19 protein-coding genes, 7 tRNA genes, 1 rRNA gene and 1 pseudogene are annotated in these 26193 nt (G+C 52.6%); 24 read left to right on the forward strand and 4 right to left on the reverse strand.

Annotated features, from left to right (window positions below):
- The first annotated feature begins 313 nt into the window (after positions 1-313).
- Positions 314-1984, forward strand: a complete 1671-nt coding sequence (locus ACVBDQ_RS13865; RefSeq protein WP_015374881.1) for a DUF6044 family protein — start codon at positions 314-316, stop codon at positions 1982-1984.
- A 46-nt stretch (positions 1985-2030) separates the two neighbouring features.
- On the opposite strand, the pseudogene ACVBDQ_RS13870 reads toward ACVBDQ_RS13865, so the two are convergent.
- Positions 2031-2680 (reverse strand): annotated as a pseudogene (locus tag ACVBDQ_RS13870) (DUF2238 domain-containing protein).
- 307 nt (positions 2681-2987) lie between these two features.
- On the opposite strand from ACVBDQ_RS13870, the gene ACVBDQ_RS13875 reads away from it, so the two are divergent.
- From ACVBDQ_RS13875 to ACVBDQ_RS13915, 9 genes are all read left to right on the forward strand, one after another.
- The gene (locus ACVBDQ_RS13875; RefSeq protein ID WP_021322622.1) at positions 2988-3077 is read left to right on the forward strand and encodes a putative holin-like toxin; all 90 of its coding nucleotides are present in this window, start codon (positions 2988-2990) and stop codon (positions 3075-3077) included.
- A 342-nt stretch (positions 3078-3419) separates the two neighbouring features.
- A 5S ribosomal RNA gene (gene rrf, locus ACVBDQ_RS13880) occupies positions 3420-3536 on the forward strand.
- A 9-nt stretch (positions 3537-3545) separates the two neighbouring features.
- Positions 3546-3620, forward strand: a tRNA-Val gene (locus ACVBDQ_RS13885).
- Between the two features lie 4 nt (positions 3621-3624).
- Positions 3625-3696 (forward strand) — tRNA-Ala (locus ACVBDQ_RS13890).
- 6 nt (positions 3697-3702) lie between these two features.
- Positions 3703-3785 (forward strand) — tRNA-Leu (locus tag ACVBDQ_RS13895).
- Between the two features lie 17 nt (positions 3786-3802).
- Positions 3803-3895: transfer RNA gene (locus tag ACVBDQ_RS13900), tRNA-Ser, on the forward strand.
- A gap of 297 nt (positions 3896-4192) precedes the next feature.
- Positions 4193-4265, forward strand: a tRNA-Thr gene (locus ACVBDQ_RS13905).
- A 10-nt stretch (positions 4266-4275) separates the two neighbouring features.
- Positions 4276-4357, forward strand: a tRNA-Tyr gene (locus ACVBDQ_RS13910).
- Positions 4358-4375: 18 nt separating this feature from the next.
- A tRNA-Ile gene (locus tag ACVBDQ_RS13915) sits at positions 4376-4449 on the forward strand.
- 229 nt (positions 4450-4678) lie between these two features.
- Here ACVBDQ_RS13915 and ACVBDQ_RS13920 read toward each other — a convergent pair.
- Positions 4679-5527: an MBL fold metallo-hydrolase gene (locus ACVBDQ_RS13920; protein ID WP_023634531.1), complete on the reverse strand. Its 849-nt coding sequence runs from the start codon at positions 5525-5527 to the stop codon at positions 4679-4681.
- Between the two features lie 146 nt (positions 5528-5673).
- On the opposite strand from ACVBDQ_RS13920, the gene ACVBDQ_RS13925 reads away from it, so the two are divergent.
- From ACVBDQ_RS13925 to ACVBDQ_RS13955, 7 genes are all read left to right on the forward strand, one after another.
- Positions 5674-5973 (forward strand): phasin family protein, encoded by a 300-nt coding sequence (locus ACVBDQ_RS13925; RefSeq protein ID WP_011231247.1) that lies wholly within the window; start codon positions 5674-5676, stop codon positions 5971-5973.
- A gap of 51 nt (positions 5974-6024) precedes the next feature.
- Positions 6025-7701, forward strand: coding sequence for an ABC1 kinase family protein (locus ACVBDQ_RS13930; RefSeq protein ID WP_011231246.1), 1677 nt, complete (start codon positions 6025-6027; stop codon positions 7699-7701).
- 365 nt (positions 7702-8066) lie between these two features.
- Positions 8067-8657, forward strand: a complete 591-nt coding sequence (locus tag ACVBDQ_RS13935) for a CBO0543 family protein (protein ID WP_021322623.1) — start codon at positions 8067-8069, stop codon at positions 8655-8657.
- 491 nt (positions 8658-9148) lie between these two features.
- Positions 9149-9568, forward strand: coding sequence for a CoA-binding protein (locus ACVBDQ_RS13940; protein WP_011231244.1), 420 nt, complete (start codon positions 9149-9151; stop codon positions 9566-9568).
- A 160-nt stretch (positions 9569-9728) separates the two neighbouring features.
- Positions 9729-11666: a DNA topoisomerase IV subunit B gene (parE, locus tag ACVBDQ_RS13945; protein ID WP_011231243.1), complete on the forward strand. Its 1938-nt coding sequence runs from the start codon at positions 9729-9731 to the stop codon at positions 11664-11666.
- Positions 11667-11725: 59 nt separating this feature from the next.
- Complete coding sequence (gene parC / locus ACVBDQ_RS13950; RefSeq protein ID WP_033025408.1) at positions 11726-14170, forward strand: DNA topoisomerase IV subunit A; 2445 nt, start codon at positions 11726-11728, stop codon at positions 14168-14170.
- Entirely contained in the window at positions 14167-14511 is a 345-nt protein-coding gene (locus tag ACVBDQ_RS13955) for a PilZ domain-containing protein (RefSeq protein ID WP_013145319.1), read from the forward strand. The genes parC and ACVBDQ_RS13955 overlap by 4 nt, the downstream gene beginning before the upstream one ends.
- Before the next feature lie 104 nt (positions 14512-14615).
- On the opposite strand, the gene ACVBDQ_RS13960 is transcribed toward ACVBDQ_RS13955, so the two are convergent.
- Positions 14616-15347 carry a MerR family transcriptional regulator gene (locus tag ACVBDQ_RS13960; RefSeq protein WP_011231240.1) on the reverse strand — a complete coding sequence of 244 codons (732 nt, stop codon included), beginning with the start codon at positions 15345-15347 and terminating at the stop codon, positions 14616-14618.
- A gap of 296 nt (positions 15348-15643) precedes the next feature.
- Here ACVBDQ_RS13960 and treP point away from each other — a divergent pair, with 296 nt between their 5' ends.
- The 7 genes from treP (at position 15644) to ACVBDQ_RS13995 (ending at position 25002) form a co-directional block, all read left to right on the forward strand.
- Positions 15644-17062, forward strand: a complete 1419-nt coding sequence (gene treP / locus ACVBDQ_RS13965) for a PTS system trehalose-specific EIIBC component (protein ID WP_023634518.1) — start codon at positions 15644-15646, stop codon at positions 17060-17062.
- Between the two features lie 114 nt (positions 17063-17176).
- Positions 17177-18868 carry an alpha,alpha-phosphotrehalase gene (gene treC / locus ACVBDQ_RS13970; protein WP_446663273.1) on the forward strand — a complete coding sequence of 564 codons (1692 nt, stop codon included), beginning with the start codon at positions 17177-17179 and terminating at the stop codon, positions 18866-18868.
- 22 nt (positions 18869-18890) lie between these two features.
- Complete coding sequence (treR, locus tag ACVBDQ_RS13975) at positions 18891-19604, forward strand: trehalose operon repressor (protein ID WP_446663274.1); 714 nt, start codon at positions 18891-18893, stop codon at positions 19602-19604.
- Positions 19605-19818: 214 nt separating this feature from the next.
- A complete protein-coding gene (locus ACVBDQ_RS13980; RefSeq protein WP_069304243.1) occupies positions 19819-21231 on the forward strand; it encodes a Na+/H+ antiporter NhaC family protein in 1413 nt (470 codons plus the stop codon).
- 408 nt (positions 21232-21639) lie between these two features.
- Positions 21640-22089 carry an acyl-CoA thioesterase gene (locus tag ACVBDQ_RS13985; RefSeq protein ID WP_011231235.1) on the forward strand — a complete coding sequence of 150 codons (450 nt, stop codon included), beginning with the start codon at positions 21640-21642 and terminating at the stop codon, positions 22087-22089.
- Positions 22090-22219: 130 nt separating this feature from the next.
- Positions 22220-23719: an aminotransferase class V-fold PLP-dependent enzyme gene (locus ACVBDQ_RS13990; RefSeq protein WP_014195845.1), complete on the forward strand. Its 1500-nt coding sequence runs from the start codon at positions 22220-22222 to the stop codon at positions 23717-23719.
- Between the two features lie 104 nt (positions 23720-23823).
- Complete coding sequence (locus ACVBDQ_RS13995; protein ID WP_011231233.1) at positions 23824-25002, forward strand: acyl-CoA dehydrogenase family protein; 1179 nt, start codon at positions 23824-23826, stop codon at positions 25000-25002.
- 97 nt (positions 25003-25099) lie between these two features.
- On the opposite strand, the gene speE is transcribed toward ACVBDQ_RS13995, so the two are convergent.
- Entirely contained in the window at positions 25100-25975 is an 876-nt protein-coding gene (gene speE, locus ACVBDQ_RS14000; protein WP_011231232.1) for a polyamine aminopropyltransferase, read from the reverse strand.
- Positions 25976-26193: the final 218 nt, after the last annotated feature.

Genomic DNA, 26193 nt, shown 5'->3' on the forward strand with positions numbered 1-26193 from the left:
TGACTGTTTCCATTCTACCAACTTCGTGGTCTGTATGCGGAAGAAGGATCCTGACTGATGAACCGATTTCATCCAGCTAACATATTTCTGGGGTTGAGTGGAAATCACAGAAAATGGTGAAGACCCAATATTTTAAGATAGGTGTGCATAGAGAAAATAGAAGGGGCAAAAAATGCGAATGAAGAGGAGACTGAGAAGAACGCGCAGCCCCCCTTTTCATAAATCACCACCCTCTTCGACCGTCCTTAGGAATAATTTTCTTCTCATTGCACACCGTATCCAATAGAAACTTGGAAACGGGAGCGTGATGCCGATGGCCGAACAAAGAGAACGATGGCTCTTCCTTTTGGCACTTTGCCTCATCGCCCTTTACGTGTCCCCGCTCTTTCTCCTTGGCGAGAACGCCCATATTCGCGTCCACGATAATTTGGATTCCAATATCGCTTGGTATAAGGTGCTCTCCGAAAGCGGAAAAATCACCGGGCCGCTTGACGCGAAGATTCCGCAAATCGCCAACGGCAAGTTGTCAAGAAATGCCCTCGGTTCGGAGTTGACCGGCATCGTCTGGCTGCACGCGTTATTTCCCACGATGACTGCTTATGCGCTCAGTCAAACGATCACAAGGGTGGTGGCATTTTTGGGCATGTATTTGTTGTTGAAAACGCATTTCCTGCCCGAGCCGCGTTGGATGGCTGTTCGCATCGGCGTGGCGCTCGCATTTGCGCTGACGCTGTTTTGGCCGTCGGGGATGTTAAGCACGCTCGGCATGCCGCTTGCGCTCTGGGCGTTTTTGAGCATCCGGAAAGGCGAGGGGGAGTGGAAACATTACGTCGCGCTCACGCTTCTCCCGTTTTATTCCAGCTTTGTGCTCGGGTTCTTTTTCTTTCTTGCCGCCATGGGCACTCTTTGGCTTTTGGATGTGCTGCGCGGGAAGGGGTGGAACATCCGCTTTTTGACTTCCATCGCTTACATGACGCTGTTGTATTTGCTTGTCGAGTACCGGCTTGTGTACTCGTTTTTATGGGAAGACGAGCCGACAAGCCGGGATGAGTACTTCCATGCCCGGTTGTCGTTTTGGCATTGCGTCCGCTTGACGTGGAAAAACTTTATCCTCGGCCACCATCACGTCATGACCGAGCATACCTTTTTTATTTTGCCGGCCTGGTTGATGGCCTTGTATCTCGTTTTCATGAAAAAACGATGGAAGCAAGAACGGTTATTTCTTTTCCTATTCGGACTGAATTTCGCCCTGTCGGCGTGGTACGCCTTTTGGTTTTATAAAGGGTGGCTGCCGCTTACCGAGCGGTTTCATTTTTTGGACACGTTTAACTTTGCCCGCTTTCATTTTTTGCGCCCGCTTGTCATTTATGTGCAGTTTGCGCTGGCGCTGAAAATCGTATGGCAATACAGCGAAAAAGGAGAAAAGTGGGCGAAGCGGCTGCTAGCGGCCCAAGTGATCTTGGTGTTTTTGATTAACGAAGAAATCGTCTTCCGCTACGAGCCGACGGTGAAGCAATTTTACGCGGAAAAACAGTTCCAAGAAATCAAGCAATACATCGGGCTCCCGGTGTCCGACTACCGCGTCGTCAGCATCGGCATTCACCCCGCCATCGCCCAATACAACGGGTTTTACACGCTCGATACGTACAACAACTTTTATCCGCTGTCATACAAATACGAGTTCCGCAAAATCATTGAACGTGAACTGGAAAAAAGCAAAACGATCCGCACATATTTTGACGAATGGGGCGGGCGCTGCTATATTTTTACAGCAGAACTTGGAAAACGGTATATGTTTACAAAACAGTCGAAAAAACGGCTGAAGAACTTGCAGCTGAATACAGAACAGTTGAAAAAAATGGGCGGCCGCTATATTTTCTCGGCGGTTCCGATTGACAATGCGGCGGAAAATGGACTCGTGTTGGACCGTGTATTCACGTCCGATGAGTCGGCGTGGACGATTTATTTGTATAAGGTGAATTGAAAACAGCGGCTTCTCTTGAAAAGAGAAGCCGCTGTTTTACGAGCGCCTAGCTACGGGGCTGATCCAACCGCGCAAGTTGCCGGTCGTGCCACCTTGAGAGCAGCCATAGGGCAATCAGTGTCCCAATCAATGTGCATACCATATCCCATTGGGTGTCCCAAATATCGCCTTGTGTGCCCAAAAAGTCTTTCGATGCCTTTCCTCCTTTGGAGATGATGGAGACGAGCCATTCGATGATTTCGTACAGGGCGGCGATGGCGAGCGACATGCTTGTGACGATCGTGAAAAGCCAAGGGCCGCGCGACAGCGGCGTTTTCCGCAGCGCAATCTCCCTTAGGACGATGGCGAACGTCCCTTTGAGGAAATGGCCAAACCGGTCGTAATGGTTGCGTTCGAAATGGAACGCATCTTTGATCCAGTTAAAAATTTGATCCAGTTAAAAAAAGGAACTTTGGAGTAAATATAATGGCCGCCGATCAACATGAGGACCGCCAGCATGGCGATGATGACATACGACATCGTTGTCAGCCGGAAGCGTTGATACAGGGCCATCACGATCACAAGCCCCACAAGCGCTGGGGCGACCTCAAGCGCCCACACCGCATAGCTGGTTGGACGAATGGCCGACCAAACGAACACAGCAGCGACGATCAGCAACAACAGCCCATGAATGCGGGTTTGCCTTGCTTGTTCCACCTTTTTTTCTCCTTGGAACAGCGAGATTCGTCTATGATCATTATTCGGAAAAACGCGGATTTTATGCGCTTGATGAAAACGTCGGAGTTTCAGCGGGCTATAAGAACCAGAGAGGAAGGGGCCGTGAAGATGCGGCGCGAAGTAACAGGCAAGGTGGGGGGATACCTCGGGTAGGGAAACATTCCTAATTTTCAACGAGGACGCGAATGTATATTCGCATTTGTTTGATTTGATGGTATAATGAAACATGCACAGCCATATGCAGGGTGGGCAGTGGCCACTCCCTGAACGAAAGGGGGTGGTGCTGATGATGTCGATTGCCGACGCGCTGACGCTTATGATTGCGTTTGCGTCACTCATCGTCGCGGTGATCGCCGTATCCAAAGACAAAAAGTAACCCACCCTGCTAGGCCGAGGCGAGGGTAGGTTACGATGCCCGAGGCTTGGGCCACTGCGCTTCTTGCAGCGGCTGTGTATGGACAGGGCATTGGTGGCCGCCAATGCCCTGCTTTATTGTACGTTCCTTCTTCTTTATTATACGCGTATAAAGAAGGGGATGACAAGAACTTTAGAGAAAGGGACAGTGAAGATCGAAAAAAATGAAAAAGAGGGTTGACTCTTTCATTTTTTTATAGTAAATTTTACATTGTCGTTCCGATTCTGAAGGAACTGAAATATAAAGATACAAAAAAACTTGACAAACTTTTGGATTGCTTTATAATAGAAATCGTCGCCATTGCCTAGTGGTGATAGCGGAGGGGAAACACCCGTTCCCATCCCGAACACGGAAGTTAAGCCCTCCAGCGCCGATGGTAGTTGGGGCCAGCGCCCCTGCAAGAGTAGGTCGCTGCTAGGCAAACAACGTGGAGTATTAGCTCAGCGGGAGAGCACCACGTTGACAGCGTGGGGGTCACTGGTTCGATCCCAGTATACTCCACCATCATGGGGCGTTAGTTCAGGGGGAGAACGCTTCGCTGGCAGCGAAGAGGTCAGGGGTTCAAATCCCCTACGCTCCATTGTATGCGGTCGTGGCGGAATGGCAGACGCGCTAGGTTGAGGGCCTAGTGGGGGCAACCCCGTGGAGGTTCAAGTCCTCTCGACCGCATCGCTCCAAACAGCTATGGAGGAGTACCCAAGTCTGGCTGAAGGGGTCGGTTTCGAAAACCGATAGGGGTGTCACAGCCCGCGGGGGTTCGAATCCCTCCTCCTCCGCCATAAATATTGACTTAGCTCAATTGGTAGAGACGAGCACCTGCTTCGTCGAGTCGGCTTCGAGTTGCCTCGACGCATCCTGCTTCCTCGAAACAGCTTGTAGAGGAAGAGGCACAGAGCACAACAATGAGCCACCTTCTTGCATTTATTTTATGCCGACTTAGCTCAATTGGTAGAGACGAGCATCTGCATCGTCGAATTTGCTTCGAGTTGTCCCGACGCACCCAGCTTCTTCGAATTGGCTGGTAGAGAAAGGGACACAACAAATGAACAATGAGCCACGATTTATATCATAATTATGCCGACTTAGCTCAATTGGTAGAGCAACTGAATCGTAATCAGTAGGTTGCGGGTTCGAGTCCTGCAGTCGGCATCACGATTACGGAGGGGTAGCGAAGTGGCTAAACGCGGCGGACTGTAAATCCGCTCCCTTTGGGTTCGGCGGTTCGAATCCGTCCCCCTCCATTTTTATTTCTTATAAGCGGGCCTATAGCTCAGCTGGTTAGAGCGCACGCCTGATAAGCGTGAGGTCGGTGGTTCAAGTCCACTTAGGCCCATCACTTATGATGGACGACAAGAATGATTCTTGTCGTCTTTTTTGCGTTGTCGCTAAAGGCATAATGTGCTCTACCATCTCCATGGAGAATCCTCTGACTTTTACATGTCAACGAAAGGGTGCCCCCGTTCAGACACCCTCCCTTGGTTTTTACTTGAAAGTGGTTTTAGCAGAGAAACTTCCGCTTCAAACAAAACTAGAAGCCGTTCACGGAACGATAGTCCGTTTGCCTAATGGACGTACTTCCCATAATCAGGGGTAGCGATACGGTCAAAATCACGGGCGAGTTTTGTCAACCCTTCACGCAGCTCTTTGCCGGCGACAGGAGCACCGTGTCCGGTGATGGCGACTGACGGAAAGAGTGCGGCTAACTTGCGCACCGACTCGCGGGCGGCGCGCCAATCGATGGTATAATAGCGCGGCGGGCCGCTGATTTCGATTTGTTGGGTCAACACTTTATACAGTGAATCTTGGCGGACGGTGACGAACGCGTCGCCGGCGATTAAAGCGGCGTCGCGCGGCCGAAATAACGAAATGTGGCCTGGCGTGTGCCCCGGTGTGTGGATCCAGCGAAATTCCGGCAAGTGCGGAACGGTGCCGTCCGCAGGGAGCGGCTGGACGCGGTTGCCTAATTGAATCGGCTCGTTCGGAAAAAACGGCGAGATTTTGGCGATGAAGCCGCCCTCGACGGAAGCGTCAGGTTCAGGATAGCTCGCCTTTCCAGTCAAATACGGCAGTTCAGCCGGATGGGCATACACCGGGACATTCCAATGCTTGACAAGCTCAACAATCGCTCCAACGTGGTCAAAATGGCCGTGGGTTAAAACAATGGCTTGCGGGCGGCTGCCGCTGCCAAAGCGGTCTTCCACGACTGAAACAATGTCATCGGCTGATCCCGGCATGCCAGCGTCGACCAATACAAACGCGCGGTCGTCCGGGCGGCCGACAAGACAAATGTTCACGATTTGGATCGTATGGCAGTACAAATCGGGCAGCACGCTGACGCCGACACCGCTTGCCACAGACGTCGCGGGAATAAAATGATAGTCTTCTCCGTAATGCAATGGTTCGTCGGCCATCAAACCCCTCCTTTGAATCGTTGTCCAACGATAGCATGCCGCATCGACCTGTCTCCTATACAAAAGAGCTGCCGTCTAGCTCGACATGGATCGCCAAAGAATGGTACAATAAGGAAAACACAATGGCACAAGGAGGCTACAAACGAATGAGCATTTTGAAAAAAGGATTGGCGTTCGGGCTTGGGCTTGCGATCGCCAGCAAAGAACAAGTGGAAAAAATCATTGACGAGTTAGTCAAAAAAGGGGAATTGTCGCTTGACGAATCGAAGGAAGTGATCGATCAATGGAAACAGCAGACCGAAGCGCGGAAAACGGAAGTGCAGCGGCTTGTACGCGAGCAAATCAAGCAGGTGATCGATAAACTCGACTTGGCGACGAAAGAAGACGTGCGGCAGCTCGAGGAGCGAATCCGCCGTCTTGAAGAAAAGGAACAAAGCGGGCAGTAAACCGATGCGGCCTGTCCGCTCGCTTTTTGCCGCCTTAGGAGAGATGTCTCGATGATCGGAAAACGGATGCGCCATATCGGAAGGTATCACGAAATCGCCGCCTCCTTGCTTCGGCACGGATTCGGGATGATCGTCGATGAGCTCGGCTTTTCGTCGTTTCTTTCGTTGCCGCCGCGATGGAAAGCGGAGCAAGGGAAAAAGGAAGGAAAAACGGTTGGGGAGCGGCTCCGCCTTGTGCTTGAGGAGCTCGGCCCGACGTTCGTGAAGCTCGGGCAAATTGCCAGCACACGGCCGGATTTGATTCCCGCTCCGATCATCAGTGAGCTCGAAAAGCTGCAAGACCAAGTTCCGCCGTTTCCGTTTGCCGATGTCCGCCGGATTGTCGAAGCGGAGTTTGGAAGTTCGCTGGAAACACTCTTTCGTTCATTTGAGGAAATGCCGCTCGCTGCCGCTTCGCTTGGACAAGTGCACCGGGCGGTTCTTCCTTCCGGACAGGCCGTGGCGGTGAAAGTGCAGCGCCCGCACATCGCTGCGCGGGTGGAGACGGATCTGGAAATTTTGCAAGATTTGGCCGTGCTGGCGGAACGCCGTCTCGATTGGGCGGCAACCTACCAATTGTCTGAGATTGTCGATGAACTGGCGCGTTCATTACGGCAGGAGCTGGATTATACAGTCGAGGCGCGCCATGCGGAACGGTTTGCACGGCAGTTTGCCGGCGATTCGTCGGTGTATGTCCCGAAGGTGTTTTGGGATTATACGACGAAAACAGTGCTCACGATGGAATATGTCGAAGGGATCAAACTCGGGGAGATCGAGCGGTTGAAAGCGAACGGCCACTCCTTAAAAACGATCGCCGAGCGTTTGGCTGAAGCAACCTTTCAACAAATGTTTGAGCATGGATTTTTTCATGGCGACCCTCATCCTGGCAATGTATTTGTTCTTGACGATGGAACGCTTTCCTTCATTGACTTTGGCTTGATGGGCCGCCTTCGACCTCATGTCAAACATCATCTTTCTTCACTCATCATCGCCTTAATGCGGCAAAACACGGATGGGGTGTTGGGTGCGATTTACGGTTTAGGAATTGTTCCTGACGGAGTCGATGAAGGAAAATTGCGCGATGATATTGACGAGTTGCGGGAGAAATACTACCGCGTCCCGCTCGGTGAGATCAGTCTTGGGGAAGCCGTCGAGGATTTGCTTTCGGTGGCATTTCGCCATGGCATTCGCATCCCAAGCGATTTGACGCTGTTAGGGAAAGCGCTGTTGACGGTCGAAGGGGTCGTGGAGACGCTTGATCCGCAGTTTCGCATCATGGATGTGGCCGAACCGTTTGGGAGAAAGCTGATGAAAGAGCGTCTTCGGCCTGACCGTGTAGCGGAAACGGCGTGGAAACGGATTTTCGACTACGGTGAATGGCTGCTTCGCTTGCCGGACAGCGTAAAGGAATGGACGAAAATGATGCGGCATGGCAAGCTTCGGCTGGAAATCACGGCGCCTGATTTGGAAACGCTGCTAAAGAAGCTCGATCAGATTACGAACCGGCTGTCGTTTAGCATCGTTCTTCTTTCGCTGAGCATCGTCCTTGCCGGGCTGATGATCGCTTCCTCGCTCGGGCGGCCATCGACGCTGCTGTGGAAGATTCCTGCTGTTGAAATCGGATTAGGCGCGTCCGCTTTTCTGTTCGGTTGGCTGCTTTACTCGATTTTTCGTTCGGGAAAATTTTAGCGTTTGTTGCGCAATGATTTCTTTTTTCGGAGATTCTTGAAAGTTTGATGCAGTCCGATCCATGAAAGGGGCTGACCCAAAAGGCGATCTCTCCTCAAGAAAGACACAATATATAGTGTGACAGAGAAGCGGCTGGTGCTTATATATAGCGATGAGAGAGGGTGTCCCAGTCCTTTTGGGACACCCCCTTTTTTCATCAATAATAATAAATTTGCACGAAGCACATTTGTTAAGCCATGCTAGACAGCTTGATGGGGTGGAAAGCCGGTGAGGGCGCCGGAATAAATTCCACACTTTGGATTATACTAACAGTGCTGTCTGAGACAGCGTTTAGGGAGTGGGAAATGGGTTAGGGAGGATCGATGATGACGTTTTCTCTTCCTGTTGTTTGGACGGTGGAACTGGCAGCGGTCATGTTGAGTATAGCGGGAAGTTTTTGGATCGCCAAACGGCATATACGGAGATATGCGGTTTTGTATGCATTCAGTGCGGTGACAGGCATCGTTCTTTGCCTTGCGTTTGTCTATGCAGGCTTTTACTCCTTCCCTGTTAAGCTCGTTCCTTATACACCGATTCCGCTCGTTGAAATGGCAACCGTCATTCCGTTTTTCGTTTTGTTTGGAGTCAAGTACAGTCCGGAAAGCTGGGCATGGAAGTTGCCGTTTTACTTTGCGATGGTGCAGTTGATTATGTTGTTCGAGTTGGTTGCTCTTGTATCGCCGCTCCCTCTGATTGATTATAAGGAACAGTGGGATGTGTGGGATTCATACACCGCCTGGTGGCTGTATTTGCTTTTCTTTGAGTGGATGGGCGGAAAAATCGTCCCCCAAAAAGCGCGCTCTCCGCTTGCGGCTTCCTCTTTCCGCTACGGCCGGTGGGGATGGATGATCGTCCATGCGATTGCCATGACTACCGTTTTTTTAGCTGGGGTGTACGCCGGGTGGAACATAAAATAACTGGCAGCAGGCCATCCATGTTCGGACAGCCAGCAAACAGAATGTCTGGATGCGGACGAGAAAGCGGATCGATGCGTAGGCGATGAATATGATGTTCAAGTTTGCGTCTGTTGTGGCCGGCCTAGGGTGTGTGGGCGCTGTGCAAAAAAGATCGATGATTTTTTCCTTTTTCTATTGGCTGGGCAGGATTTTGATCTGGCTGGAGCGAAACTATATAGATGCAACGAAATCGTTTCACATATCCTTGACGGAAAAGTGGCTCATCCATTTTTGACTGTCGAAGGCAAGCCATAGGCTTGCCTCCGTCACGCTAAGGCGTGACGGAAGACCGAACAACGACTCGCTTAAAGACCCATTCATGGGTCTTTAAGCGGTGTTGTTCGGTCACTCGACAGTCGGATGAAATGATCGGTAAAAACGAAAAATGTTAAAGCTTTAAATTGCATCTATATAGTACAGCAAAAAGGAGAATAAAGGAGGGAGAGACCTCGATGTCCATTGTCAACCCAAGCCGGGAAGAAATCGGTGAAATTTTGCGCAAGGCGAAACGGATTGCCGTCGTTGGGTTGTCCAACAATCCGGAGCGCGAGTCGTATATGGTGGCGAAAGCGATGAAAGACGCTGGATACGAAATCATTCCGGTCAATCCGATGATCGATGAGTGGGAAGGCATTCCGGCGGTTGATCAACTAACCGATATCGAAGGCCATGTCGACATCGTCGATGTGTTCCGCCGCTCTGAGCATTTGCCCGAGCTGGCCCGCGAGTTTGTGCAAATCGATGCCGACGTGTTTTGGGCGCAGCTTGGCGTCGTCAATGAGGAGGCGTATCGCTTTTTGAAAGAAAAAGGCTACACGGTCATTATGGACCGCTGCATTAAAGTGGAACATGCGCTCACCAAGCGTGCTTAATCTTAATCCATGAAACGGCCATCTTGTTCGAGATGGTCCTTTCGTTTTTTTGTCGCACTTGTCCGAATTTGTCGGGGGATGTCAAAAGGCAATGGACAGTCGGGAAGTTTGTGGTACAATAGAAACAGGTGTTCTTGTTTTTGTAGGAAGGGGTGGCCTTGTGGCAAAGCATGCGACATACGAATATAACGAAGATGCCATTCAAGTGTTGGAAGGGCTCGAGGCAGTCAGGAAGCGGCCGGGGATGTACATTGGCAGCACCGACAGCCGCGGCTTGCATCATCTTGTCTATGAAATTGTTGACAATTCGGTCGATGAGGCGTTGGCTGGATACGGAAACTACATTTTCGTGCAAATACATAAAGACAACAGCATCACGGTTTTGGATGAGGGGCGCGGCATGCCGGTCGGGATGCATAAGCTCGGCAAGCCGACGCCGGAAGTCATTTTGACCGTGCTTCATGCCGGCGGCAAATTCGGCCAAGGCGGCTATAAAACGAGCGGCGGCCTGCACGGAGTCGGGGCGTCGGTTGTCAACGCCTTATCAGAATGGCTGGTCGTCACGATTCATCGCGACGGCTTCATTTACCGGCAGCGGTTTGAGCATGGAGGCAAACCGGTGACGACGCTAGAGAAAATCGGCACAACGAACAAAACCGGAACCATCATTCAATTTAAGCCGGACCCAACGATTTTCAGCACGACAGTCTTCGATTATGAAACATTGAGTGAACGGCTGCGCGAATCGGCGTTTTTGTTAAAAGGGCTGAAAATCGAACTCGTTGACGAACGGACCGGCATGCGCGAGGTGTTCCACTACGAAAACGGAATTGAAGCGTTTGTCGCCTATTTGAATGAGGAGAAAGATGTGCTCCACCCGGTCGTTTATTTTGCTGGCGAGCAAAACGGCATTGAAGTCGAGTTTGCGTTCCAGTTTCATGACGGTTATTCGGAAAACGTGCTGTCGTTTGTCAACAACGTGCGCACAAAAGACGGCGGCACGCATGAGGCGGGTGCGAAAACGGCGATGACGCGCGTTTTTAACGAATACGCCCGCCGTGTCGGTTTGCTCAAGGAAAAAGATAAAAATTTGGAAGGAACCGATATTCGCGAAGGGTTGTCCGCGGTCGTTTCGGTGCGCATCCCAGAGCACTTGCTGCAGTTTGAAGGGCAGACGAAAGGAAAGCTCGGAACGAGCGAAGCGCGTTCGGCCGTCGATGCGGTGGTGTCCGAGCAGCTCATGTACTTTCTGCAAGAAAACCCGGACGTAAGCGCGATGCTCATTAAGAAAGCGATCCGGGCCTATCAGGCGCGTGAAGCGGCCCGCAAAGCGCGCGAAGAGGCGAGAAGCGGCAAAAAGCGGAAAGGGAAAGAGGCGCTCTTAAGCGGCAAGCTGACGCCGGCGCAAGGGCGCAATCCGCAAAAAAATGAGCTCTATCTCGTTGAAGGCGATTCGGCGGGCGGTTCGGCGAAACAAGGGCGCGACCGTCGATTCCAGGCGGTGCTTCCGCTGCGCGGAAAAGTCATCAACACGGAAAAGGCGAAACTTGGCGATATTTTGAAAAACGAGGAAATCAATACGATCATCCACGCCATCGGCGGCGGCGTCGGGGCTGACTTTTCGCTCGATGATGTCAACTACGACAAAGTGATCATTATGACCGATGCCGACACGGACGGCGCCCATATTCAAGTGCTGCTTTTGACGTTTTTTTACCGCTACATGCGTCCGCTGATTGAAGCGGGAAAAGTGTACATCGCCTTGCCGCCGCTTTACAAAATCAGCAAAAAAAGCGGCAAAAACGAAATCGTCGAATATGCGTGGACGGACGAGCAGCTGAAAGAAATTACGAAAAAAATGGGCCGCGGCTATACGATTCAGCGCTATAAAGGGCTCGGCGAAATGAACGCCGATCAATTATGGGAAACGACGATGAACCCACAGACGCGTACGCTCATCCGCGTGCGCATTGAAGATGCGGCCCGCGCCGAACGGAGGGTGACGACGCTCATGGGCGACAAAGTCGAGCCGCGCCGCAAATGGATCGAAACGCACGTCGCCTTCGGGCTCGAAGAGGAACCGGGATGGATCGGCTGATGGCGGCGTGAAAAGGCGCCGCCTTTTTGGTGCTGATGTGTTAGGAAAGGAGAATGACGATGGCAGAACGATTGCTGGAAATGCCGTTAGAGGACGTGCTTGGCGACCGCTTTGGCCGCTACAGCAAATACATCATCCAAGACCGGGCGCTGCCCGATGCGCGCGACGGGCTGAAGCCCGTGCAGCGCCGCATTTTGTATGCGATGTACATGGATGGCAACACGGCTGATAAACCGTTTCGCAAGGCGGCGAAAACGGTTGGAAACGTGATCGGCAACTTTCATCCGCACGGCGACTCATCGGTGTATGAAGCGATGGTGCGGATGAGCCAAGAGTGGAAGCTGCGCAACGTGCTGGTGGAGATGCACGGCAACAACGGCAGCATCGACGGCGACCCGCCGGCGGCGATGCGCTACACGGAAGCGCGCCTGTCGGCGATTGCCGCCGAGTTGCTTCGCGATATTGACAAAGAAACGGTTCCGTTTGTGCCGAACTTTGACGATACGACCGATGAGCCGACCGTCTTGCCGGCGATGTTTCCGAATTTGTTGGTGAACGGCTCGACCGGGATTTCGGCCGGCTATGCGACCGATATTCCGCCGCATGCGCTTGGCGAGGTGATCGACGCCGTCTTGATGCGGATCGACCGGCCGGATTGCACTGTTGACGAGCTGATGACGGTTCTTCCTGGCCCCGATTTTCCGACCGGCGGCATCATCCAAGGGAAAGACGGCATCCGCAAGGCGTATGAGACCGGCCGCGGGAAAATCATCATCCGCGCCAAAGCCGCCATCGAGCAGGGAAAAGGCGGGAAAAAGCACATTGTCATCACGGAACTGCCGTATGAAGTGAACAAAGCGAATTTAGTGAAAAAAATTGACGAGCTTCGCCTCGACAAAAAGCTCGACGGCATCGCCGATGTGCGCGATGAAACGGACCGGAACGGGCTGTCGATCGTCATCGAATTGAAAAAAGACGCCGATGCGGAAGCGATTCTCAACTACTTGTACAAAAATACGGATTTGCAAGTGCCGTACAGCTTCAACATGGTGGCGATCCATGAGCGCCGGCCGAAGCTGATGAGTTTGCCGGAGCTGTTGGATGCCTACATCGCCCACCGGAAAGAGGTCGTCACCAACCGCTCGCATTTTGAGCTGAAAAAAGCGAATGAGCGGAAGCACATCGTCGACGGCTTGATTCGGGCGCTTTCCATTTTGGATGAGGTGATTGCGACGATTCGGGCGTCGAGTGACAAGCGCGACGCCAAAGAACGGCTGATGGCTCATTACGGATTCACCGAAGCGCAGGCCGAGGCGATCGTGACGCTCCAGCTGTATCGGTTGACGAACACCGACATCACGGCGCTGCGTCAAGAAGCGGAAGAACTGGATCAAGCGATTGCGGAACTTACGGGGATTCTCGCAGATGAAAAGAAGCTGCTTGGCGTCATCAAAAAAGAGCTGAAGGCGATGAAAAAGCAATATGCCGATGAGCGGCGGACGGTGATTGAAGAGGAGATTGAAGAGCTGAAAGTGAAGGTGGAGGCGCTCATTCCGGCGGAAGACGTGATCGTCACCGTGACAAAAGAAGGATATGTGAAGAGGACGAGCTATCGTTCATACAGCGCCTCAAACGGTCAAGACATGGGCATGAAGGAAACGGATCGGCTGCTCGCCCAGCTCGAGATGAATACGACCGATGTGCTCTTGCTTTTCACCCGCCGCGGTTATTATTTATACTGCCCGGTGCATACGCTCCCTGATATCCGTTGGAAAGAGGTCGGCCAGCACATTTCCCATCTCATTCCGCTTGAACGCGACGATGAACTCGTCGCCGCTGTTCCAGTCTCTTCCTTTGACGCCGGGGAGCAGCTCATCTTTGTGACGAAACAAGGGCTCGTAAAGCGAACGGAGCTCGCTCAATACCAAGTGCAGCGCTACACCCGCCCGCTTGTGGCCGTCAATGTGAAAGAGGATGATGACGTCATCGCCGTCTACGCGACGGATGGATGCGGCCATCTTTGGCTTGCGACGCATGATGGACATGCGCTCTTGTTTGCCGAGGAGGAGATCAGCCTTGTTGGCGTGCGCGCGGCTGGCGTGAAAGGGATTCAATTGAAGGAAGGGGACTTTGTCGCCGCTGCGTGCCCCGTTCGCCTAGAAAAGGGGGGCTCGTTCGTCGTCGTGACGCAGCGCGGAGCGGTGAAAAAAGTGGCGATGAGCGAGTTTGAGCCGTCCTCACGAGCGAAGCGCGGCGTTGTGATCGTACGTGAAGTGAAATCCAACCCGCACCGAGTTGTCGGCGCCGTCTTTGTCAGCAACGATGAGGAAATGGTCGGATTGCGGACGGAAAAAGGGGTGGTCGAGACGATCGAAGCCGCTTCCCTTCGTCTCTCCGACCGCTACAGCACGGGTTCGTTTGTCGTTGACACTGACGAAGCCGGGATGGTGGTGGATGTCTGGAAAGAACCGACGAAGCTGCTTGGAAAAGGGGAGGAAGGATGAGGTTTAAGCGTCAAGAACCGTTCCGGTATCAGTTTGGCCGGCCGCTCCCGGCTGAACTGCGCACAGCCGATGGTGAGCGCAGCGTCTACATTCACGATCTAAGTCCGCACGGGATGAAAATCGAAACGGAAGGCCGCCTTCCCTTTTCAACAGGGGGAACGCTGGTTGACATCTCGTTTTGGCTAAACGCTGCCCCCTTTACGCTGCGGGGGCAGCTTGTCTGGGAAAGACCGTTTGTCCACGCCTACTATTATGGCGTCCGCCTCCATGTCACCAAACAAGAAGAAGCGCACTTGATCGAAGCCATCAAACGACATGCGGCCGAGAGCCGCCGAATATGACGCAAAAAGGGGCCCGCGTTTTGGCGGGGCCCTTTTTTGATTTTTGACGGAGGTATGGCGCATCCAAAACGGGTGCCCTTGTCACATTGATGCCAAAATTGTCTTCACCAAAACTTCCACCATTTATTTGCCCGTGTTCGAGCAGCGCTGGTGCTGGCAGCGGTTTGCCGAAACGACAACACGAGCTCGCGAAACGCTTTTTCCCGTTCTAAAATGCGCAGTTCGAGCTGTTTTCGCTCCTCTTCCTGTCTTACTTTTTCCTCTTGACAGAACGCGACGACCGTTTCCAAATGTTCATGCAGCTGTTCCGTTTTTTGCTGCCATGCGTCCTCGTAATCGCGGAGTGAACGGCGCACCGTTTCGGCAGCTGCCGTCGTTTGCTCCTCGATGTAGTCAAGGCGGCCTTTCACCTCATCCATCGCTTGCCGGACCGTGGCTGTCGTTTCCTGTTTCAAGGCGTCGACGATATCGTCTTTTAAGCGGGCCGCCAACTGCTCGGCTATGTATGGCATCCCTTGATGCAGCAGGCGGGGCACATCGATGATTTCCCCTTCCATGACGGCTGTTTCCACTTGAGCGGCTGTCTCGTTGGCTCGCTCTGCCGGTTGTCCGTCCATTTGCCTGATCATTTCAGCCACTTCACGCGGATGGCGGCCGTCCTCAAGCCAAGTGCGGATATGGCGAAACCGGTCGATCAGCTCGTCGGTGTACATGCGTGCCCCCTCGGTTGTGCGTGGGACGGCAATCGATCCGGCGAACTGCTTTTCCCATTGTTTCAAATCGCGGGCGGTGACCCCGATTTTTTTCGCTGCTTCGCGGAGTGTATAGGTTTTCATCGCATTTCCTCATCCTTTCTCGTCTTTTGGCATTGATTTGCATTATGTTTTATTTTCCTACTCGGTCGTTGATTTTCCTGCCGCTTGACAAAACATAACAAAAGAAGTGGAAGTTAGCAAAAAAACAACAACTATTGTCGAAAAATGAAGAAGGTCATCGAAAGATGTTGACAAACTTGTATATACAAGATAAAATGAATTCAGGTTGTATATACAAGTTTGTTTGCAACCGGTTGCTGAAAGCGATTTAACGCTATAGCGGTCGTTGTTAAGGAAAGAAAAGGGAGGCGTTCATCATGGGGGCATACCAACAAGCAGCCGCGCAAATCGTTGAAGCCATCGGCGGCAAAGAAAACATCGTCGCCGCCACGCATTGTGTGACGCGGCTTCGGTTTGCGCTCAAAGAGGAAGGAAAAGTCAATAAGGAAGCGCTTGAGCGCATCGATGTCGTCAAAGGGTCGTTTTCGGCAAACGGCCAGTTTCAAGTCGTCATCGGCCAAGGGCTTGTCGATAAAGTGTATGACGACCTCATCGAGCTGACGGGCATCGGCCGGGCGACAAAGCAGGAGATTAAAGACGCTGCGGAAGCGAAGCTCAATCCGCTGCAACGCGCGATTAAGACGCTGGCTGATATTTTCATTCCCATCTTGCCGGCAATCGTGACGGCTGGTTTGTTAATGGGGATTAACAACGTCTTGACAGGCCCAGGCATTTTTTACGAAGGGAAATCGTTTGTCGAGGTGCACAAAGAATGGGCCGATTTGGCGAACATGATCAACTTGATCGCCAATACGGCGTTCGTCTTCCTGCCCGGTTTGATCGGCTGGTCGGCGGTGACGAAATTCGGCGGCAGCCCGCTCTTAGGGATTGTCCTTGGTTTGATGCTCGTCCACCCAGATTTGCTCAACGCTTGGGGCTGGGGAGCGGCGAAAGAAAAAGGAGAGATTCCGGTTTGGAACTTGTTCGGCTTTGAAGTGCAAAAAGTCGGCTACCAAGGACAAGTGCTGCCGGTGCTGGTGGCTTCCTACGTGCTGGCGAAGCTGGAGCTGTTTTTGCGCAAGCGCATTCCGGATGCGTTTCAGCTGTTGCTTGTCGCGCCGCTTGCGTTGCTCATTACGGGCTTTTTGGCGTTCATCGCCATTGGGCCGATCACATTTGCGATCGGCAATGCCATTACCCACTTGTTTGTCACGATTTTTGACACGGTTCCGGCTCTTGGAGGATTGTTGTATGGAGCGTTGTATGCGCCGCTTGTCGTCACCGGGATGCACCATACGTTCTTGCCGGTTGACTTGCAGCTGATTGCCAATACCGGTGGCACGTTCCTTTGGCCGATTTTGGTCATGTCAAACATCGCCCAAGGTTCGGCAGCGTTGGCGATGATGTTTGTCGCGAAGGAGGAAAAGCTGCGCGGTTTGTCGTTTACGTCGGCTGTTTCCGCGTATTTAGGCATCACGGAACCGGCGATGTTCGGGGTCAACTTGCGCTTTCGCTTCCCGTTTATCGCAGCGATGACAGGGGCGGCAATCGCCGGCATGTTTATTACGCTCAATAAAGTCATCGCTCCGTCGATCGGTGTCGGCGGCCTGCCGGGTTTCTTGTCGATCGTGCCGCAAAAGTGGACGCCGTTCTTTATCGGCATGGCGATCGCGATTGCGGTGCCGTTTGCGCTGACGTTTGTCTTTGGGAAAGTGCGTAAAGCCGCCCGCTCATGATTGCCGTGTGTGGAAGCAAGAGAACGATGTGCGAAATCATTTATTTCCCGCCCGTACCATTGGCCGCCGATGCCAATGGTATGTTTTTTATCCCGACGAACGAGGTGAAGAGAGATGTCAACAACCCCTTGGTGGAAAAAAGCAGTCGTTTATCAAATTTATCCGAAAAGCTTCTACGATACGAATGGAGACGGCATTGGCGATTTGCCGGGCGTGATCGAGAAGCTCGATTATTTACAAAAATTGGGTGTCGATGTCATTTGGCTGACGCCGATCTACGCGTCGCCGCAGCGCGACAACGGTTATGACATCAGCGATTATTTCCGCATCCATCACGAATACGGAACGATGGACGATTTTGACCGTCTGCTTCACGAAGCACATGCGCGCGGCATGAAGCTGGTGATGGACATGGTCGTCAACCATACCTCAACCGACCATGAATGGTTTCAGCAGGCGCGCTCCTCGAAAACGAACCCATACCGCTCGTTTTACATTTGGCGCGACCCGAAGCCGGACGGCGGAGCGCCGAACAACTGGCAATCGAAATTCGGCGGCTCGGCGTGGGAATACGACGAACAAACCGGCCAATATTACTTGCATTTGTTCGATGTGACACAAGCGGACTTGAACTGGGAAAACGAAGAGCTGCGCCGCCGCATTTATGACATGATGCATTTTTGGCTCAAAAAAGGAGTGGACGGCTTTCGGCTTGACGTCATCAACTTGTTGTCAAAAGACCAGCGCTTCCCGGATGATGACGGTTCGGTGCCGCCGGGGGACGGGCGCCGCTTTTATACGGACGGACCGCGCATTCATGAGTTTTTGCAAGAGATGAACCGCGAAGTGTTTTCGAAATATGACGTCATGACGGTCGGGGAAATGTCGTCGACGACGATCGATCATTGCATCCGCTACACGAACCCGGAAAACCACGAGCTCAATATGACGTTTAACTTTCACCACTTGAAGGTCGATTACCCGAACGGAGAAAAATGGGCAGTCGCCCCATTTGATTTCCTTGCCTTAAAACGCATTTTGTCCGAATGGCAAGTCCGGATGTATGAAGGCGGCGGCTGGAATGCGCTCTTTTGGTGCAACCACGATCAGCCGCGCATCGTGTCGCGCTATGGCGATGACGGGACGTATTGGAAAGAGTCAGCGAAAATGCTGGCGACGACGATCCATTTGATGCAAGGGACGCCCTATATTTACCAAGGCGAAGAAATCGGCATGACCGATCCGAAATTCACCGATATTCGCGACTACCGCGACGTTGAGTCGCTCAACATGTACCGGATTTTGCGAGAACAAGGCAAAAGCGAGCAAGAAGTGATGGAAATTTTGCAGCGAAAATCGCGCGACAACTCACGCACGCCGATGCAATGGGACGACAGCCCGCATGCTGGTTTCACGTCCGGGACGCCGTGGATTCGCGTCGCCGACAACTACCGACGCATTAACGTGAAACAGGCGCTCGCCGACCGCGACTCGATTTTCTACCACTATAAGCGGCTCATTGAGCTGCGCAAACAGTATGATCTCATTACGACCGGGCGCTATGAGCTGCTGCTTGCGGACGATCCGCATATTTTCGCCTATATGCGTCATGGCGATGGAGAAAAGCTGCTTGTTGTCAACAATTTTTATCCAATCGAAACGACGTTCACGCTGCCGAAAGAAGCAGGAGCCGATGGCTATACGGGAGAACTGCTGCTTGCCAATTATTCGGACGCGCCGGCCGATTTTCGCCGCATGCAGCTGCGCCCATACGAATCGGTTGTTTATCTTTTGCGCCGGCCGTGATACAATACAAGCGGTGATTCTTATGCATGAAAACAAATATTTAACCATTTACCATGACCTCATTTCCCGCATCCGCCGCGGAGAATGGAAGGCGTACGACAAGCTGCCATCGGAACACGAGCTGGCCGCCCGATATGAGACATCGCGCGAGACGATTCGCAAAGCGCTCCATTTGTTGTCCGAGCACGGCTATATCCAAAAAATGAAAGGAAAAGGATCTATCGTTCTTGACGTCGGCAAATATGACTTTCCCGTATCCGGATTGGTCAGCTTTAAAGAACTGGCGCAGACGATGAAGCAGCCGGTGCGGACGATCGTGCATGAACTGGCGATCATCAAGCCGGATCGCGAGCTCAGGCAGCATCTGCGCGCCTCAAGCAAAGACGAAGTGTGGAAAGTCGTGCGCGTCCGGGAAATCGGCGGAGAGCGGATTATTTTGGATAAAGACTTTTTTCTGAAAAAGCATGTGCCGCTATTGACCAAAGAGATTTGCGAAGACTCGATTTATGAATATTTGGAAACGAAGCTGTATTTGCCGATCAGCTTTGCGAAAAAAGAAATATCGGTCGACGAAGCGACGGACGAAGACCGGCGCTATTTGGATTTGCATGGCGCTGACCGCGTCGTTGTCGTCAAAAACTATGTGTATTTAAGCAATGCTGCATTGTTTCAATATACGGAATCGCGTCACCGGCTCGACAAGTTCCGATTTGTCGATTTTGCGCGCCGGAAATGACAACGCCTTCTGTGCCCCAGGTTGTTTGGGAGTCAGCCCGGGGCGGATGGAAGTGTGGGCCACGCTGCAAACTGCAGCGCGGCTTTTTTTGTTTGCGCGGGCAACATAAATTTTATAAATAAAACTATGTTCTAAATCTTCAATGAAAATCATAAAAAAACTGCATTATGGCTATCCTTCTTGGTAACAACATCATCGCAAAGGAGGCGCCGACGTGGAAGGAACATGGTGGTCGCTGTTGCCTTTTCTGCTCATCATTCCGTTGGCGGTATGGCTGAAAGAAATTTTGCCCGGCCTCGTGGCCGGATTGCTCGTCGGAGCGTTTTGCCTTGAGTGGTCGGCTGTCGGCGCGATTGAGCGCGCTGTTTCCGCTGTTCTTCACGCCCTGACCGATCCGGAGCATATGAAGGTGGCCGCGTTTTTGTATTTGTTCGGTTCGCTTGTCGGCATGATGCAAATTACCGGCGGGATCAAAGGGTTTGTCGAGAGACTCTCCGGCCGCATCCGCTCGAAGCGGGGGATTTTGTTGTTCGTTTGGCTGACGGTGCCGGTGACGTTTTTTATGCCGATGTTTCGCATTATGCTCCTTGGACCAGTGATGAAAGCGGTCCTTCGCCAGTTTCGCATCGACCGCCGCCGCATGGCGTACATGATCGACGTCTCGACCGAGCCGATCATCGTGCTTTTGCCAGCGGCGACAGCGTTCGTCGGCTTTATGACTTCTGTTGTCGCCGCGGCGCTTGAGCAAAACGACATTCACGAATCGCCGTATGACGTGTTTTTGCGCAGCCTGCCGTACAACTTGTTTGCGATTGTCGCTCTGGCCGTCGGGGTGTTGACGACGATGTTGAACATCCGGATCGGCAAACCGCGGGCGAAAAAAGGAGAAGGGGAAACGAATACACTGCACGGGCTCGGATTGCGCAAGGAGCTGGCGCTGATCAACGGGGAGCCGTTGCACTTGTTTGTCCCGCTGGCGCTGTTAATCGCGCTGACGTTTGCCTTTTTCGTGTACGACGGGAGGAAACGCGGGGCAGAGAATTGGTGGGAGGCGTTTTCCGCGGCCGATGCGACATGGGCGATGCTGTTGGCGCTGTTTGTGACCATCCTTTTGTCGATGATGTTTTATTTGTGGCGCCGACAATCGCTCTCAGAGTTGACGTACCACTTTTTTGCCGGAGGAAACGAGCTGATGGCGCCGATCGGCATGCTCGTTCTCGTATGGGCGGTCTCGGCGGTGGCGGGGGAACTCGGATTTGCGGAGTACGTGTCGTCGACGTTCGGCACATGGCTGCCGGGGGCATTCGTGCCAGCGGCCGTGTTTTTGGTCGGATCGTTTTTATCATACTTTATCGGTTCTTCATGGGGAACGTGGGGCATTTTGATGCCGCTTGGCGTCACGCTTTCCCATGCGACCGGGGCGCCGCTCGAGGTGACAGTCGGCGCCGTGTTTGCGAGCGGGACGTTTGGCGCCTTTGCTTCGCCGCTTGGCGATACGACGATTACAACGGCAGCCATTATGGATATGGACTTGATGAGCTATGCGAAATACAAATTGCGCATCTCTCTCCTTTGCGCCGGCGTGTCGCTTGCAGGATACGTTCTTTTGCCGCTTTGGGCCGGTTGACCGCAGACGCCCCGTCTGCCCTCGCCGGGCTTTTTTATCTACCCTGAAAATGTCAAAACTATATAGGTTCCAATTGTTCGTTACCATTTGCACTTCGATACATGCGGATGCAATCTAATGTGTCAGGCAATCGGCGAAGTGTAAACCAAAAATTCAACTTAATTGAAAGAGATTTTCCTCCTTTCGTGCAACGTACTGGATTCGCGACAATATTTCATGTCACAAACAATGTTCTAAATAATCAATAACCCAAAAAAACAATTGCATATCCCAATCAATCGGAGTATGATAAAAACAACATACTGACTAGTTGGTAGCTGCAAATCAAACTTGCTCCCGCCCCATGCTCACCCAAACGAATATTGTGGGCGAAAGGGGCAAAAAAAGGCAAGAAAGGAAGAGGGAGAAATGAAGACGCACATCATTACCGTCAACCCACGCTTTTGTGAAACTGATGCGCTCGGACATTTAAGCAACATTAGCTATTTTATTTATTTAGAAGAAGCGCGCACCCGCCTGTTTGATGAATTGCGTTACGGCGGGCGAACGGACGACTGGCATTTTATTTTAGCTTCCACCAAGTGCGATTTTATCAACCAAGGATTCTTCGGACGACGATTGCGCGTGGAAACCAATGTCTCCCGGATCGGCAATAAAAGCTTTCAATGCATTCATCGCATCATGGAAGAGGAAACAGGAAGACTGATCGCCATCGGAGAGGCAGCGGTCGTCCATTTTAATTTCCAAACCCAAACGAGCGAACCATTGCCCGATGACTTGCGGACCATGCTTGCCGAATACCTTGCGCCGTCCGTGGGGGAAACGATTTCGCCGTTATCGTGCAAAAAAAAGGAGTAAAAAAGGGAGTGGAATATCATCCGCCTGTACGGCGGATTTTTCATTTTCAACTTTCCCACGTTTTTTGGACCGAACCACCGAAGGCGACATACTTTGTAAATAGACGAAATGGCGGAAAGGGGGAATCAACATGGCCATTCACGCTGTGATCGGCAATGCGGTGTATACATGCCGCGGAGAGCTTGAGACGTATTTTCAGCCGTTTCGCGATGGAACGATCGGCCGCTTTCATCCGTTTTCTACGCCGTTTGGCAAACAGCGGCTTATTTACGCCGACTGGACGGCAAGCGGGCGGCTGTACCGGCCGATTGAAGAGAAGCTGACGCATGAGCTCGGTCCATTTGTCGGCAACACGCATACGGAATCGAATGTGACCGGAACGAAAACGACGCTTGCCTATCGCTATGCAAAAGAAATCATCAAACAGCACGTTCATGCCGGGAAAAACGACGTCTTGATCATGCAAGGCGCCGGGACCACAAGCGCCGTCAACAAGCTGCAGCGTCTGCTTGGCTTGCGCGTACCGGAACGGTGGAAGCGCCGCTTGTCCCTTCATGATGAGGAGCGGCCAGTCGTTTTTGTCACCCATATGGAGCACCATTCAAATTTATTGCCATGGGTGGAAACCATCGCGGAAGTCGTGGCGGTCCGGCCGACAGAGAACGGGGATGTCGATCTTGACCATTTGCGCGAGCTGCTGGAGCGCTACCGAGATCGGCCGCAAAAAATCGGTGCATTTACTGCTTGCTCGAACGTCACGGGGTTGGAAACCCCATATCATAAGCTGGCGAAAATCATGCACGAGCATGGCGGCCTTTGCTTTGTTGATTTTGCTGCTTCCGCTCCGTACGTCCGCATCGATATGCATCCGGACGACCCAATGGAGCAGCTTGATGCCATTTATTTCTCTCCCCATAAGTTTCTCGGGGGGCCGGGAAGCGCCGGCGTGCTCATCTTTGACAGCCGGCTTTATCATCAGCACGCTCCGGATCACCCCGGCGGCGGGACGGTGTACTGGACTGACCCGTGGGGGAACTATGAATACATCCAAGCCATTGAGGAACGCGAAGATGGCGGAACACCGCCGTTTTGGCAAACCATCAAGGCAGCGTTGGCCATCCAGCTGAAAGAGCAAATGAACGTAAAACAGATGCGCGCCCGCGAAAAGGAACTTGTTTCCCTTCTTTTGCCGGCGCTAAAAAGCACTCCCGGCGTCCGCGTGCTTGAAGGACATCGGGACGACCGTCTTGGCATCATCTCATTTGTCATAGATGGATTGCATTACAACCTTGTTGTCAAACTGCTGAATGATCGCTTCGGCATTCAAGCGCGCGGCGGCTGTTCCTGCGCCGGACCATACGGCCACTATTTGCTTGGCATCGACAAGGAACAATCCGCTGCGCTGCTTCAAGAAGTCAAAAACGGCAATCCTCTCGCCAAACCAGGATGGGTGCGTCTGTCGCTCCATCCTACGATGACGAACGAAGAAGTGTATGCGATCATCCGCGCCGTCCGTCAAATCGCCCGCTATGGCCGCCGCTGGCAGGAGGAATACGAGTACGATGCTGGGAAAAATGAGTTCGTCCACCGTGACGATGATCGGTACATTCGGCATTTCTTTCTCTTTTAAGCTTCCGAGAGCAAGGACGGTCATTTTCCCGTGCGTTTTTGTTTTCAGTCCTAGCCAGAACTCGGTACAATAAAGGCATCTTGACCAAAAGAAGGGGAGAACCAATGAACGAATTGTACCATTTGCTTGTGCGGACCGATCGGGAGCAACAATTGTACAACCAAGCGCGCCGCCTTGCGGAACGATTTGTCCAACGGGCAGCGCATGATGACGAACAGGCAACGTTTCCATTTGCCGATTTTGCCGATTTAAAAGAGGCTGGATTCCTTTCCTTGACCGTCCCGACTGAATACGGCGGCCAAGGGGCATCGCTTTATGAGCTTGTGCTCGTGCAAGAAACGATCGCCCAAGGCTCTGGGGCAACGGCATTGTCGTTTGGTTGGCACGCCAGCATTCTCATGCGTTTATTTTTGCTCCGCCGCTGGCCGGAGCCCGTTCTCGCCCGTTTGGCGAATGAAGTCGTTTGCCGCCACGCGCTCATCAACAGCGCCCACTCTGAACGGACAACTGGCAGCCCGGCGCGCGGCGGTAAACCGGAAACGACGGCCGTCTTTCGCCATGGCCGCTGGGTGCTTCGGGGGCGAAAGACATTTGCATCGTTAGCCCCTGCGCTCGATTACGTATTGATTTCCGCCACGATGGAAGACGGTCGGGTCGGTGAATTTCTCGTGCCGATGTCTGCTTCAGGCATCCGCATCGAGCCGACGTGGAACACGCTTGGCATGCGGGCGACGCGCAGCGATGATCTTGTTCTTGAAGAAGTCGAAGTCGACCAAGAGGCGCTCGTAGAGACGCTTGGAGAAGCGAACGAAGCCGCTCCGGCGCAAGGATGGCTGTTGCACGTGCCGGCTTGTTACTTAGGCATCGCCATTGCGGCGCGCAATGAGGCGCTTCGCTTTGCCAAGACGTACCAGCCTAATACCCTGCCTCACCCAATCGCCCTAACACCCGAAGTGCAGCGGAAAATCGCTGAAATGGAATGGCGCCTCACCCATGCGCGCCATTTCCTGTACGCGGTCGCCGACTTATGGGATCGCTATCCGGAAAAACGGATGGCGATGAAAGAGGAGTTGGCAACAGCCAAATTGGTCGCCACCAATACCGCGCTTGAAGTCGTCGATTGGGCGATGCGCATTGTCGGCGGACAAAGCTTGTTTGCTGACAATCCGCTTCAGCGGCATTACCGTGACGTCCGTGCTGGATTGCACAACCCGCCGGCGGATGACTTGACGTTTCAATGGCTTGCTAAGCGGGCACTGACCCACAACCCACCGGCGCAATGAAACAAGAAAGCGGGTGGAATAATAGAAAGATCACTCAAATGACACAAAAAAAGCTGTCCCCTCACAAAGCAGGGACAGCTTTTTCCATGCCAAGCCGTTATTCCACCTCAAGCGCCGAGCGCAAAAACTCGGGCAAGGCGAAACATTGGCGAAAGACCGCATCATTGACGTATTTCGTGTCGTTTGGAATGGTTGTCTGCGCCGGAAAATCGAGCGGCCGTTTCGAGCCGATCGTAAAGCTCCACAGTCCGCCTGGATACGTCGGCACCACCGCGGTGTACACAAGCACATGCGGGAACAGTTCGCGAATATTGCGGTACGTCCGTTTCAAAATATCCAAGTGGAAAATCGGCGACTGGCTTTGGCAGACCATCAGCCCGTCTGCTTTCAACGCGCGATGGACGTTGGCGTAAAACTCCGGTGAAAACAAGGCTTCCGCCGGGCCGACTGGGTCAGACGAGTCGATCATAATGACGTCGTAGACGTTTTCTTTCTCTTGCACAAACACGACGCCATCATCATAAACAAACCGCACGCGCGGATCCGATAAGTTGCCGGAGACGGCTGGCAAATGCTCTTTGCACGCCCGGACGACTTTTTCGTCGATTTCCACCATATCGATGGCTTCAAGATGAGCGTATTTCGCCGTCTCACGAGCTGCGCCGCAGTCGCCGCCGCCGATGATGAGCACCCGCTTCGCTTCCGGATGAAACTGCAGCGGCACGTGCGAAATCATTTCGTTATAAATATGGCCGTCAATCGAGGTCGTTTGCACGACGCCATCGAGTACGAGCATGCGGCCAAAATCGTACGAATCCAAAATCATCACATGCTGGTACTCGGACGGCTCGGCAAAAATCACCTCTTTGATTCGATAGCTGATTTTTAAGTTGTCGCGATCATCTTCGGTGAGCCAAAGCTCTCCATTGTCCATATGCAAGTAAGGTGGCAAAGCGCTTCCTTCGTGTTTCATTGTGACCTCCTTTAGTCATGCAGATGTTTTCACACCTTTCTAATCTTAATATATTCTTCGTCTTGTGGCAAACAAAGGGGATGTGATCGGCCGGTGCCGGACGTATTCATCCCGCCGCCCATGTTTGACGACTGGTTTCGTTTTTCCACCTGATGATCGTTCTTGCCGCCACATCCCGCGCAAAGGCCGCCATCGGTTTCGCATCATCCCGCGTCTTC

This window comes from Geobacillus sp. CCR, assembly GCF_052906625.1.

Coding starts and splice junctions, on each gene's coding strand:
- ACVBDQ_RS13865 (WP_015374881.1), top strand. CDS start 314: ATGGCCGAACAAAGAGAACGATGGCTCTTCCTTTTGGCACTTTGCCTC.
- ACVBDQ_RS13875 (WP_021322622.1), top strand. CDS start 2,988: ATGATGTCGATTGCCGACGCGCTGACGCTTATGATTGCGTTTGCGTCA.
- ACVBDQ_RS13920 (WP_023634531.1), bottom strand. CDS start 5,527: ATGGCCGACGAACCATTGCATTACGGAGAAGACTATCATTTTATTCCC.
- ACVBDQ_RS13925 (WP_011231247.1), top strand. CDS start 5,674: ATGAGCATTTTGAAAAAAGGATTGGCGTTCGGGCTTGGGCTTGCGATC.
- ACVBDQ_RS13930 (WP_011231246.1), top strand. CDS start 6,025: ATGATCGGAAAACGGATGCGCCATATCGGAAGGTATCACGAAATCGCC.
- ACVBDQ_RS13935 (WP_021322623.1), top strand. CDS start 8,067: ATGACGTTTTCTCTTCCTGTTGTTTGGACGGTGGAACTGGCAGCGGTC.
- ACVBDQ_RS13940 (WP_011231244.1), top strand. CDS start 9,149: ATGTCCATTGTCAACCCAAGCCGGGAAGAAATCGGTGAAATTTTGCGC.
- parC (WP_033025408.1), top strand. CDS start 11,726: ATGGCAGAACGATTGCTGGAAATGCCGTTAGAGGACGTGCTTGGCGAC.
- ACVBDQ_RS13955 (WP_013145319.1), top strand. CDS start 14,167: ATGAGGTTTAAGCGTCAAGAACCGTTCCGGTATCAGTTTGGCCGGCCG.
- ACVBDQ_RS13960 (WP_011231240.1), bottom strand. CDS start 15,347: ATGAAAACCTATACACTCCGCGAAGCAGCGAAAAAAATCGGGGTCACC.
- treP (WP_023634518.1), top strand. CDS start 15,644: ATGGGGGCATACCAACAAGCAGCCGCGCAAATCGTTGAAGCCATCGGC.
- treC (WP_446663273.1), top strand. CDS start 17,177: ATGTCAACAACCCCTTGGTGGAAAAAAGCAGTCGTTTATCAAATTTAT.
- treR (WP_446663274.1), top strand. CDS start 18,891: ATGCATGAAAACAAATATTTAACCATTTACCATGACCTCATTTCCCGC.
- ACVBDQ_RS13985 (WP_011231235.1), top strand. CDS start 21,640: ATGAAGACGCACATCATTACCGTCAACCCACGCTTTTGTGAAACTGAT.
- ACVBDQ_RS13990 (WP_014195845.1), top strand. CDS start 22,220: ATGGCCATTCACGCTGTGATCGGCAATGCGGTGTATACATGCCGCGGA.
- ACVBDQ_RS13995 (WP_011231233.1), top strand. CDS start 23,824: ATGAACGAATTGTACCATTTGCTTGTGCGGACCGATCGGGAGCAACAA.
- speE (WP_011231232.1), bottom strand. CDS start 25,975: ATGAAACACGAAGGAAGCGCTTTGCCACCTTACTTGCATATGGACAAT.